The 11,945-nt window shown below is 41.9% G+C and carries 13 protein-coding genes; 6 read left to right on the top strand and 7 right to left on the bottom strand.

Features of this window, described 5'->3' with window-relative positions:
• Positions 1–271: 271 nt before the first annotated feature.
• A complete protein-coding gene (locus ACT3SX_RS10710; RefSeq protein ID WP_192520003.1) occupies positions 272–490 on the top strand; it encodes a DUF2788 domain-containing protein in 219 nt (72 codons plus the stop codon).
• Here ACT3SX_RS10710 and ACT3SX_RS10705 read toward each other — a convergent pair whose 3' ends face one another.
• The 4 genes from ACT3SX_RS10705 to cmoA all read right to left on the bottom strand — a co-directional run bounded on the left by ACT3SX_RS10705 (position 491) and on the right by cmoA (position 4,839).
• Positions 491–1,642: a DUF1176 domain-containing protein gene (locus ACT3SX_RS10705; RefSeq protein WP_442062945.1), complete on the bottom strand. Its 1,152-nt coding sequence runs from the start codon at positions 1,640–1,642 to the stop codon at positions 491–493. It lies immediately after the preceding gene.
• A 58-nt stretch (positions 1,643–1,700) separates the two neighbouring features.
• Positions 1,701–2,867, bottom strand: coding sequence for a DUF1176 domain-containing protein (locus ACT3SX_RS10700; protein ID WP_318779543.1), 1,167 nt, complete (start codon positions 2,865–2,867; stop codon positions 1,701–1,703).
• Positions 2,868–2,932: 65 nt separating this feature from the next.
• Positions 2,933–4,003 carry a tRNA 5-methoxyuridine(34)/uridine 5-oxyacetic acid(34) synthase CmoB gene (gene cmoB / locus ACT3SX_RS10695; RefSeq protein ID WP_192520000.1) on the bottom strand — a complete coding sequence of 357 codons (1,071 nt, stop codon included), beginning with the start codon at positions 4,001–4,003 and terminating at the stop codon, positions 2,933–2,935.
• 50 nt (positions 4,004–4,053) lie between these two features.
• Positions 4,054–4,839, bottom strand: coding sequence for a carboxy-S-adenosyl-L-methionine synthase CmoA (gene cmoA / locus ACT3SX_RS10690; RefSeq protein WP_192519999.1), 786 nt, complete (start codon positions 4,837–4,839; stop codon positions 4,054–4,056).
• 351 nt (positions 4,840–5,190) lie between these two features.
• Between cmoA and msrA the strand changes: the two genes are divergently transcribed.
• The 4 genes from msrA (at position 5,191) to ACT3SX_RS10670 (ending at position 7,343) form a co-directional block, all read left to right on the top strand.
• Positions 5,191–5,712 (top strand): peptide-methionine (S)-S-oxide reductase MsrA, encoded by a 522-nt coding sequence (msrA, locus tag ACT3SX_RS10685; protein ID WP_192519998.1) that lies wholly within the window; start codon positions 5,191–5,193, stop codon positions 5,710–5,712.
• Positions 5,713–5,824: 112 nt separating this feature from the next.
• A complete protein-coding gene (gene tmpT, locus ACT3SX_RS10680) occupies positions 5,825–6,484 on the top strand; it encodes a thiopurine S-methyltransferase (protein ID WP_192519997.1) in 660 nt (219 codons plus the stop codon).
• Between the two features lie 40 nt (positions 6,485–6,524).
• Complete coding sequence (locus ACT3SX_RS10675; protein ID WP_225739236.1) at positions 6,525–6,677, top strand: hypothetical protein; 153 nt, start codon at positions 6,525–6,527, stop codon at positions 6,675–6,677.
• Between the two features lie 87 nt (positions 6,678–6,764).
• On the top strand, positions 6,765–7,343 hold the full coding sequence (locus tag ACT3SX_RS10670) for a DUF1499 domain-containing protein (protein WP_225739235.1): 579 nt from the start codon (positions 6,765–6,767) through the stop codon (positions 7,341–7,343).
• A gap of 24 nt (positions 7,344–7,367) precedes the next feature.
• On the opposite strand, the gene ACT3SX_RS10665 is transcribed toward ACT3SX_RS10670, so the two are convergent.
• Positions 7,368–8,216 (bottom strand): abortive infection family protein, encoded by an 849-nt coding sequence (locus tag ACT3SX_RS10665; RefSeq protein ID WP_192519995.1) that lies wholly within the window; start codon positions 8,214–8,216, stop codon positions 7,368–7,370.
• Between the two features lie 297 nt (positions 8,217–8,513).
• Here ACT3SX_RS10665 and ACT3SX_RS10660 point away from each other — a divergent pair, with 297 nt between their 5' ends.
• Positions 8,514–9,989, top strand: a complete 1,476-nt coding sequence (locus ACT3SX_RS10660) for a lytic murein transglycosylase (protein WP_192519994.1) — start codon at positions 8,514–8,516, stop codon at positions 9,987–9,989.
• Positions 9,990–10,101: 112 nt separating this feature from the next.
• Here the strand turns inward: ACT3SX_RS10660 and ACT3SX_RS10655 are convergent, their stop codons facing one another.
• Together ACT3SX_RS10655 and ACT3SX_RS10650 are read right to left on the bottom strand one after the other, a co-directional pair.
• On the bottom strand, positions 10,102–10,401 hold the full coding sequence (locus ACT3SX_RS10655) for a hypothetical protein (RefSeq protein WP_192519993.1): 300 nt from the start codon (positions 10,399–10,401) through the stop codon (positions 10,102–10,104).
• 165 nt (positions 10,402–10,566) lie between these two features.
• Positions 10,567–11,562 (bottom strand): DUF4062 domain-containing protein, encoded by a 996-nt coding sequence (locus ACT3SX_RS10650; RefSeq protein WP_192519992.1) that lies wholly within the window; start codon positions 11,560–11,562, stop codon positions 10,567–10,569.
• Positions 11,563–11,945: the final 383 nt, after the last annotated feature.

The following is an 11,945-nucleotide window of genomic DNA, read 5'->3' as shown; positions in this document are numbered from 1 at the left end:
TTAAAGCACTGTAGAATAAATAGAATACCCACCTCAATTGTAGCCTTACTGTTGTATCGTACTGAGCAACAGTTTATACACAAACGCTTTCGCGCTATAATATTGGTTTGTACTACTCTTCTCAGATATATAGTCGATAAACTACTAAACCTATACAGCGTTAGCCTCCTTAGATGTACTACTAGTACAGTCTGTAGTCGGCAACCTTGTATCCACTTTAAAGTTCTTTGACTACAAAAGACACGTTACTATTTCTTTATAGGACTATGCCATGTTTGCTATTGCTTCCAGTACTATCACCAGTTGGGGACTGTATGTCTTGTTGCCCATATTCATCGCTTTCTTGTTTTTTATTATGTGGGATATCTCGAAAGAGTCTCAAGCTGGACGCGCTGGTACATTTTGGATTTTCGTCGCGCTTGGCGCAGGCTGTGTAGGCTTTATCATTAAGCTCGTCATGGAAGTCGCTTTCAAAAAATGGTTGATATAGTTAGGGCTTGTCAGCTTCTATGACTTCACTGACATAGCTTGGCATGTCCCATGCACCGCCCAACTGAATCATTCGGCATAGTCCAGTGCCGATAGCCCTTGAGTTAACAAAGCTACTCCCATTCCAAGTCCATTCTTTGAGATAAATGCAATCTCCTAACCCTCGACCTCTGTGTCCACTGATTATCTGACCTTCATCATAACTACCACCCGAGTAAGTTACTAAGCTAGGTTTGCTGGGGATTGCGTCGTCAATGACCCAGAATCCTATGCCTTCATTGTATGCACCGCGCCAACAAACATGACTGGCAAGGGTATATTTAGCGTTTAATGCCGTCAACGTCCAGTCACCATCTCTAGACCATTTCTCATCTGAATTTAGGGCATAGCACTCTTCCTTTAATTCATCGTTAGATTCAGTAATAATCCAATTTTCAATATTTGCTCGCCAGTAATCCATTTTGGTCAAATCAATATTAGGATTTGAATCTTCTGTGGAGTAAACGGGAGCAGCAACTATTTTTGGGATTGGTATTGCAGACTTAGGCGTCATGGACGGCTGATTATTTTTACTGACTAATGCTAGCGGTGTACCCACACGGCCTTGACTTTCATCTAACTTGAGTAACACTGCTGATAGACCGCTGTCGCTGACATGCCAGCGATATGGCCCAGATCGAAATTCTATCTTAGTATTTTGTTTAGCCCGAGCCAGTAATTGCTGAGTTTGACCCGTGCTTAAATCTCCAGATAAGGATGCTGAATCCAGCTCTACCATTCCATATTTTTTATCATTCAGATAAAGTGATACACGCGAACCGTGGCTTGCCAGCCAAGCGTTCGCAGGTGAGGTTTCTACATCATCTACATTCTGTAACTTGAGTTTAGCTTTTACAGCGCTTTCTTTGGGAGTTACAGTGAGTAATATCGTAGCCCCTCCGCTAGCAGTGCCATCTTCGCTATAACCTGCTGCGCGACAGGTCAAAGTATTGTCACAAACCACTTGCCAATTGTCTTTTACAAAGCCTTCACCTTCAAAAGGATCGTCATAAACGTCACTAGCATGGACGGCGGTCATTGCTAAAAATATGGTAGCAGCGCTAAACATTGTCTTCGTAAGCTTGTCTTGACTAATAAGCAGGGTATTTTTCATAATAAGCTCACTTTTGAATCATTGTCTTGTCTGGTAATACAGAAGTTGGTTGATATAGTTAGTGCTTATCAGCTTCTATGACTTCACTGACATAGCTTGGTAAATCCCAAGCACCACCAGCAAAACCGCGACACATTCCTGAGCTAGAATCTTCTGATTTGGCAAAGGTTTCACCATTCCAAACCCATACTTGTTTATTCCAACAGTCACCTAAACCTCGGTCTTTATGCACAGCCCAAATCTCACCATCATGATAACCATTGCCTGCAGTGGTAATTAGCGGAGGGTTACGAGGGTTTTCATGGTCTATTAGCCAATATCCGCCAGCTGCATTATAAGCACCCATCCAACAACCATGACTCGCCAAAGTATGATCATCATCTACTGGTATAAAATCCCAACCAAGCATACTAGAACCATATTCAGCCATCCGTTGATATGCCTCAGTTTTCGGGTTGACCAGTTCACAGTCTCCCATTTTCTCTTCCGAACCTACTAAAAGAGGGTCATTAATATTTACCCATTTATCAATATTATTTTCAAAATATGACAGCCTTGCAGCACTCAGCTGTTTATTGTCTTCATCTGAATAAGCAAATGCTTTGTTGATCACAGGTATGGGTTTAGCAGATTTTGGCGTTTGCTTGCTAGCATGGTTTTTACTCACCAATGCTATTGGCGTGCCTACTCTGCCTTGCACATCATCAAGTTTGAGCAACACGGCTCCCATACCTTTGTCACTGACAGTCCAGCGATGACTACCTACTCTTACCTCTATTGTTGTATTCAGGCGAGCGTGACGAAGCAATTGCTTAGTTTGATTTTCATCTAACATATACCTAGAATCATCATCACTTCTACTATTGATAACGCCGTAATTTTTGTCATTTAGCCATAACTCGGTATGGCTAGATTCATTGCCAATACTAACATCTAAGCTATCATCAGATGATGACTGGTAAAACTCATCATCTGAATGGATAAAGTCTACATATACTTTTGGCAACGCTTTTTTTGGCTCTGCAACCATTAATATCGAGACTGGACCGCTACCAGCACCTTCCTCGCTATAACCCGCAGCACGGCAAGTCAAGGTGTTATCACAAACCATTTGCCAATCATCTTTAACAAACCCCCAGCCTTCAAATGGATCGCCATAAGCGTCTGACGCCACAGCGGGTAGCGACAATAAACTGATCGTCATCAAAGCCATTATTTTTTTCACAGTCATGCTTCCTTGTTTTAGTGGCTAGTTATATTGATTAATGATGTCTCTACTTCCCTGAAAAACTATCTTTTGGCAATCAGTGTCGCACGCATCGGGGCGGGATAGCCTTCCATAGTTTTAGTCGAGTCATTAGGATCCAAGAAATCTGCTAGCGAGTGATAGGTCATCCATTCTGTTTTGCGCTGCTCATCCGTCGAAGTCACTGCTACATCGACGCAGCGTACGTCTGAGAATCCAACTTTTTCTAGCCAGCCAGTTAATGCTGCGACTGATGGCAAGAAATACACGTTATTCATCTGTGCATAACGGTCATGTGGCACCAGTACGGTATTGGCATCACCTTCAATCACCAAGGTTTCTAGTACCAACTCACCACCTTTGACCAACTGACCTCGGAGCTGCTGTAGATGCTCAAACGGTGACTGACGATGATAAAGTACGCCCATGCTAAACACAGTATCAAACAACTGGCTATGCACTGGCAAGGCTTCTAGCGGTACTGGAATGTAATGCGTACGGTAACGACCTGTACCATTAGAATAAGTATAAGCATCTGCTGTACCAACGAAATGACGAATCGCCATAAACTGATGATAAAACAAGCAAGAAGGATCAACGATAATGACCGTATCCGCCCCTGCTCCTGCCATACGCCAGCCGTGATAACCAGAGCCACCGCCCACATCTAACACACGACGGCCTTCTAACCCACTCAAATGCGGCGCAACTCGCTGCCACTTCCAATCACTGTGCCACTCGGTATCTATCTTAATACCTGACTCATCATCGCCAATTTGACTACCGATCTGACCACCAATTTGAAAAGGCCCTTTGCGCCATGGCATTAACTGCTTGAGCAGTGCCATTGTTTGTTTACGCTCAGACTCACTTAGATTTGCCTCAATCGTCAATATGTCGCTGTTTAGATCGACATTATTGACGGTTAATGTAGGTAAACGAGCAACTGATGCTTGATAGGCAGGCGCATGCGCGTAGTTGGCTTTGTCTTTGATAGCATTTAGCCATGTTGGTAATTGCTTCAGCCACTCATAAGCGATTGGCTGCTGCTGCGCCAGCTCTAGCAAGGTTAAATATAGTTCGCGTTCGGCGTTGATGATAGTGTCGTTGAGCATAAAAGCAGGTTACCGTATTGGTTGAGAAATAACTGTGTAAAAAGTAAGGATTATTTAAAAGCCACCACAGACACAAAGTTCAAAAACTGAAACCACGTCAGATGACGCTTAAAACCAACATCGCTCAACCTTGCATGATGCTCGTCTAAGGTATCAGTGATAAGGACGTTCTCTAGTGCATTACGCTTACCGCTGATTTCCATCTCCGTATAGCCGTTGGCGCGTTTAAAGTCGTAATAACGCTCCACCAACCACGCATCGTACTGCTCATCAAATGCGTGAGTTTTTTCAGTTAGCACTAATATGCCGCCTTCGCTCAGTGCCGCATAAATCTTCTCTAATACCGCCACTCTATCAGCCGCTGGTAAAAACTGTAGCGTTAAGTTTAAAATCACCATGTCGCAGGGTTTGAGCTCCACATCGCGAATGTCTGCCGTGATCACTTCGATATCATGTTCAGGATAATTCTCACTAAGTAACGTGGTCGCCTCTGTCGTCATCGCTGGTGAGATATCAATCGCTTTAATCTGCAAATCTTGTGGCTCAAACTCGCCTGCCAATGTCATGCTCGCAGCACCCAGTGAGCAACCCAAATCATAGATACGGCTAACGCGCTGACCGCTATCGCTCTGCTGACGATACTTACAATGACGACGGGCAAAGATAGGGAGCATCGCGAGCACTTGACCATAACCGGGCACGCTACGACGTATCATATCGGGGAAACAAGCCACCACCTGCTCATCAAATGAAAAGCGCGCCGCTTTATCCAGCGGTGTGGTAAATAGGGTGTCATGTTTGATAGTAGGCTTGGATTGGCTCATGGTGCGACTCATTTTTAGATAATAGAACTTAAATTAGGAAATATTTGGCGATTTTGCTCGTCATTATTAAGCGATAACAAAGCAACGTATAGGTCATTCAATTTAACAAAGGTACAAGGCAACCGAGTGCAGATGTATCGGCAATACTTCAAGCGAGGTTAACGCTGTCACTTGTTTATAGTGAATGTTCTATAGCAAAAACCCATTATAACATTACTGTTTGTTACTTATCGCGTTTGGCTCGCCTGCTAAGCTGATTAAGTAGTGCTAAAGGTAGTGAGGCGTTTAAAAGAAGTATTGAAAAATGAAAACATCACAACCAAATACAGCACTTAACTCATATTTATAATAATAGGAAAAATTATGCAAACGATCGTATTAGGCGGTGGCTGCTTTTGGTGCACCGAGTCGGTATTTTTATCGGTAAAAGGCGTGCAATCTGTCGTATCAGGCTATATGGGCGGCGATGCTGTTTCTGCCAACTATGACGCTGTCTGTAGTGGGTCGACTGGTCATGTCGAAGTCATCAAAGTCGAGTTTGATGAGTCTATCGTCCCATTAGAGGTAATACTCGATGCCTTCTTTGCCACCCATGATCCCACCACGATGGATCGCCAAGGCAATGACGTTGGTAGCCAATATCGCAGTGTGGTGTTTTATACCGAAGACAGTCAAAAACCGACCGTTGACCGCACTATCAATAAACTACGCGATATGGGTGTTAATGTCGTCACAGAAGTACATCCTGCCGTTGAGTTTTATCAAGCAGAAGAAGTACATCAAGACTTCTTTAACAGAAACCCAGGACAGGCTTACTGTAACTTTGCAATACCACCAAAGCTCGCCAAACTGCGTAAAGAGTTTAGCCAATATATGGTGAGTTAAACACTGAAAGTCGTCCTATCTACTTTAAAAGCCAAGGGTTTGTACGCTTGGCTTTTTTATTGCATTTAGCGGTATGATAGTGCTGATATATTGACACTACAGAGAATATTATATGAATTCTGAATTTTGGCAAACTCGCTGGCAAGAAGGTCGTATTGGCTTCAATCAAACTCACTTCAATTCATTGCTAATGAAATACTTTTTAGCTTTAAAACCACCTGTTGGCAGTCGGATTTTAGTACCTTTATGTGGCAAATCGATCGATATGGTTTGGCTAGCTGGACAAGGCTATGACGTTATTGGTATTGAATTGATAGAAACAGCCGTACAAGCATTCTTTGCCGAGCAAAATATACAACCTACTGTCCATCAGCATGCAGACAATCCAACAATCAAATACTATCAAGGCCAGTTGTCGGGGCAAACCATCACTTTATGGGTCGCTGATATTTTTGGCCTGACAGCGGAGGATATTGGTAGTGTTAATGCTGTCTATGATAAAGCCGCATTGATTGCCCTACCAGCTGATATGCGCGTACAGTATAGCGAGCAGATACGTAAAATTAGCGGCAAAGCTTCACAATTATTAATCACGCTTAATTATGACCAAAGTAAAAAAAATGGACCTCCTTTTTCTATCAATGGCGAGCAATTACAGCAATATTATGGCGATCACTATCAAATTACCGAACTCACTAGCGAATCGGCTTCTATAGGCTCCGCCTCTGACTTAACCGCGACAGAGCATGTATGGTTGTTAAACGATAAATAGAATATACTTCGCGACTACCAAAGCATAAATGAGCGTCCTGATGAAAATTTTAGTCAGCATGATAAGCTTAATCGCGTTTTTGCTGGTTGCACTACCAGCACCACTTTATAAATTCGGTATTGTAGAGTTAGGCACTGCCTTTACAAGCTTTAAATTTGGTCTGGTCGTTGGTATTGCGGCACTCGTACTATAGTCAAATCCATATAAATCCGCTACATCGTCACCCTCGCTGACCATACTAATGTATAGCTTGCACTCGGTTTCCTTGTATCGAAATTATTTGAACTCAACTATATTGGCGATTCAAGTTGTATTTAAACGTAAAACAGTCAGCCTTGCTAGTGCAGCAATAGCTGTTATATTTTTTGCAATTGCTATCGCTCTACCACTCGGTATGATGAATAGCGCCAAAAGCGTACCGCCAATTCATGACATTTCAACCGATCTGGTGAATCCACCTGAGTTTATCGCGATTGCGCCATTACGTGCAGATGCACCAAATCCAGTTGAATATGCTGGCGTAGAAACTGCTGAACAACAGCGCACTGCCTATCCTGACTTGCAAACGTTGACCTACTCTCAATCACAGCCTGAATTGGTTGAAGCATCCAAACAAGCCATTGAAAACTTAGGTTGGGAGCTTGTCAATACTGATGCTGACAAAGGCATCATTGAAGCCACAGATACCACCACTTGGTTTGGTTTCAAAGATGATGTGGTACTTCGTGTAACCGATAATGGTGGCGAACGATTGGTCGATATCCGTAGTAAATCACGTATCGGTAAGAGCGATATGGGTAAAAATGCAGCGCGTATTCATAGCTTGATAGACGAGTTGGATGGAGTTTTGGGAAAGTAGTTGGGTTAATCTATTATTAGCTAATTAAGTATTTACATTATTTGCTTTCAATTTTTGACTATTCCAAGTTTCTAAGACAAATAAAGCCAAGCTATGAGCAGAATTTACAGCTAGCCTAGCATGTCGCGGTTCTGGTTTATACATTTGTCTTCCTTGTCCATGCGCTGAACTTCCGTGTGTTCTAAGTGCAGATATTCCATCAACAATTGAATGCATACCTGACAGTACTTTTTTCAAATCGTCATCTTGTAATTTACTAGGATCAAAATTTAAGTCTTTACTAACTGCTTTCCACAGGAACCTTAGAGTCTGCTTATTTGGCAAAGATAATTGCTCATCCTCAATATAAACTTTACAAATAGATTCTAGTATATTACAAGCAGCAGATATTGCTTCTAGTGGATCGCTATCTACGTTTTTCAAAGCTCTTTCGAATTCTAAATTGATAGCTGAGACATCTTTCTCTAAGATTAAGTCTTTCAAACTCTGACTAGACACTGTACCTCCTGTAGAGATAGATCCGCCTTGAACATAGCTTAAGTTATATCTAGCTAAAAGCTTAAGCAGCTTTTCTTTAAAATCACGATTTATCTCTAAGCGTTGCCTAGCGAAATTATCGTAAGATAGAACTTCATCTTCTTCTGGTAGCTCTATATATTTTTCCAATAATTTCCCTAAAACTATCAAAGGTTGAACTGATTCTTTATTTACTCGCATCAACCATTCCTGAACTTTTGCAGGCTTACTCACATTAGGTGGTTCGCCGGGAGCATCTGCATAGAAAAACAAACTATCTAGAGTCGCATGACTCTCTATTTCAGGCAAATTATCAGATAAAACTGAGATTATAGGCCGTGGTATTTCTTTTCTCATAAACGTCCTTTCAATAATAATTATTAGTTCATCTTGCTACATAATAGTTGTATTGTATGATGTAGCAAGATAAATAGTCCAAGTAGTTGAGCTAAACAAATAATATTAATTCAAGCATAATTTTTAATCAAAGCCTATCCGAACCTCACACCTATATCAAACTAACGTAATTATTTATAGCATTAGAACTGCGATAGCTTTTCTTTGCTGTTTAGATTGGTTACTCTAGGTGCATACTGCTTTTACCTACTTTATTTTACTTCTTAATGACTGTTTCGATGTTTATAGGATATCTCCATGCGTTTGACTTCACTTTCTAATTTATCGCTACTTAGCTTAGCTGTTGGGCTTAGCTTTGCGAACACCGCCCAAGCTGCCCGACCAGAAGCACCAAATTTATCTAATGCTGAATTCCAACAATGTCTAGATGGACTAAAAAACTCTAGTAAATTCCGTGGCGTGGATAGTTTCACTTTTAACAACTACCGTCCTGCTCAGCCTGATCCCAGCGTGATTCAGTCTCTTAACTATCAGCCAGAGTTTCAAAAAGACGTTTGGGATTACCTCTCAGCGTTAGTGGACAAAGAACGCGTCGAAGACGGTATCCGCGCTAAACGCCAGTGGAGCGACACACTGCGCCAAATCGAATCGCGTTATGGTGTAAAAGCAGAGCACGTACTCGGTGTCTGGGGCGTTGAGTCGAACTTTGGTCAAACCTTAGGTAAAAAGCCATTGTTTGAGTCTTTAGCGACCCTCTCATGCTTTGATCGTCGCCAAAGCTACTTCCGCGGTGAGTTTGCCAATGCCCTTAAGATTGTCCAGCGCGGTGATATCGCGCCAAGTGATATGACAGGATCATGGGCAGGTGCCTTTGGACAAACGCAGTTTATGCCAAGTACTTTTTTAGACTTGGCTGTTGATTTTGATGGAGATGGTCGTCGCGATCTGGTCAATAGTGTACCTGACGCATTAGCCTCTACAGCTAACTTTTTGAAAAATCGCGGTTATCGCTCAGGTGAGCCATGGGGTTATGAAGTCAAGCTACCTGATGGCTACTGGGCAGCCTCAAGCCGTAAAAATAAAAAAACGATAAGCCATTGGCGTAACCAAGGCATCAAACTCGCAAATGGCGGTGCTTTACCATCTGATTTAAGCAGCGCAGGTCTATTGCTGCCTGCTGGTATTGAAGGTCCTGCATTTTTAGTCGGTAAAAACTTCGACACGTTTTATTCGTACAACGCATCAGAAAACTATGCATTGGCAATCGCTCATCTATCAGACCTAGTCACCCGCGAAGACAGCAGCAAAACCGACTTTGCCACGGCATGGCCAACCGATGATCCAGGTATCAGCCGCCAGCAAGCAAAAGACATTCAACAAGCCTTATTAAATGCTGGTTACGATATTGGTGGTGTCGATGGAATCATTGGTGACAATACTCGTACCGCTATTCAGCAATATCAATCTAGTAAAGGCATATTCCCAGCCGATGGCCGCGCAGGACAGAAATTCTATCGCGCAATCGTGGGCAATACCGCACCTACTCGCTCACAATATGGCAATCAATACAACCAGCCTGCAACTAGCCAACCGTTAAACCCTGCCTCTACCGACCGTATGGGACAGCTGATCCAAAAGCAAACGACCACGTCAAGCAATACTTATTCGGCACAGCCAGCTACTCAATCGTCGACATCTAGCAAAACCCGTTATCGCCGCGTTACTAGTGCCGATGGTACTATTCAGCTCATCCGTGTTGATGAAGGCTTATAATAACAAGCAAGCTTAGTAATATTGCAAGGCGAATAACAGTAACTTAAATCAGAAAAAAAGGCCGCGTTATGATTAACGCGGCCTTTTGTATATATATAATTTATAGCATCATTTAAACGATTGGCGGAGGTGTGGGCTTACCATTATCACCATCCCAGTTTTCACGGGCCTTATCATCTAGATCAGCAGCTGTTTTGGATTCCCACTTACCATTCTCTTTCCAAGTGGCATCACCCCAGTCATCGCCTTCTGCTTTACTATCCAAATCTTTATAAGCTTGGCTTGGGTCAATACCTCGGCGTTTCATATCCGCTACTTGCTCTTCTAATGTATGAAACTGGTCGGCATCATGCATCGTTTTTTCTAAGCCATCCAACTCTTTTTTTAATTCATCACTTTTAGAATTACTCATTGCGTGCTCCTTAACTGATCAATATTGATGTATGCGCTATACAATTGTAGTTTTAATATTAGCATCTAACCAATCTTATTATCACCAGTCCTGGATAAATTCACAACCATTGACTCGTATTCTTTGTATTACAAAACGTATTTATAGGTACAAACACTTTAACTACTACAATTTGACATTCGAGTCATCCAATAAGTTTTTTGCATAACTCGTCAACTTCCACAGCTCTTGTGAGACTCGAGTACCATAAGTGGTAAGTCCTATCCAATTTGCACTAACCAGCTGACGCTGCAACTTATTTAAATCGTCTTGAGATATTTGACAACGCGAAACAGCGTGGACATTGGGCATATCTCGCTTAACATCGTCTTCTGCTTTTGATGTTATCAAACGATTAATAGCATTTTGTAGACCATAGCTAGAAAACGTTTCTGAAATCTTCCCTAATGTAATCAATACCTCTTGCCACGTTAATGCCATCGGTCTATTAATATCTGTTAAATTGCCACCTTCGTAAGCTTGCGCACTATACTGAATATCAAAAAAATCTGTCAGTACAATCACTGGGCTAAGACCATCAGTGACAAGTCCATCGTTTACAAAAGTCTCTTTTTTTACAGGCTTATTGGTAGACAAAAGATCCGAAAACCGCTCAACGACTTCTTGCCTAGTAACAGTCAGAACCTTCTCTTTATCCCGAACCCAGCCACCAGTCACCTCATCGTTGGTTAGGATATGCTCATAAGTTGCTTCGAGTAGTTTTTCGATATCATCTTCTGTATCATAATAAGATATTTGATTATCTTGCCTAATCACCGATTTAATAAACTCTTGTAACTGACGGCTAATAGTTGCATCTTGCTGATGGTTTTTGATCAAAACTAGCAAAGGTTTGATTTTTGCCTTCGCACTTAGATAGCTTAAATGCATTTGACTAACGCCCGTTCTTTGCACCGAGCCGTAACTATCTCCGATGATCATTAATGCGTAATCGCAGTCATCAATACACTGTCGACCATATAACGAAGCCTTTGGCAACTGGCTCGATACGTCATAGGTCAAGAACGCAAATGGCTGAAAAAATATCGCTAAGCTGTCCAAGAGCAACAATTGATCGTTGTCAGCGCATATGATATGAATATGGTAGCGACGGTTTGGCACAATTACCTCTAAAATCAGGTCATGACATAAAAGAATGTAGGATCTATCGACTATTAAAATATTAGAGCTGCTGATTGCTAAAACTCTGCCGAACTATGTAAAAGCTGATGGTAATGTCGAGACCTTAGCCATATTTTCAACAGCGTTTGGGGAAATCTAACATCAGCCTTTCGGGGTGATACTATTCTCTACTAATACATAGCAAAATTCTTTAACCCAGAATGACTAGGTATCAAAAACCTCACTGCATATTGTCTAAAAAATAGTTGCTGTTAGCACCACATGTGAATAGTCAACAGACCCTAATATAAAAAATACAAATATATTATTTTGCACAGCCTAGCACAATCTCATAAGGCTGGGCTTAATTTATTTTAATCATA

The sequence above is a fragment of the Psychrobacter sp. AOP31-B2-9 genome, from assembly GCF_052378005.1.
Classification (GTDB): Bacteria; Pseudomonadota; Gammaproteobacteria; order Pseudomonadales; family Moraxellaceae; genus Psychrobacter.
This window is presented reverse-complemented; position numbering and strand designations above follow the sequence as displayed.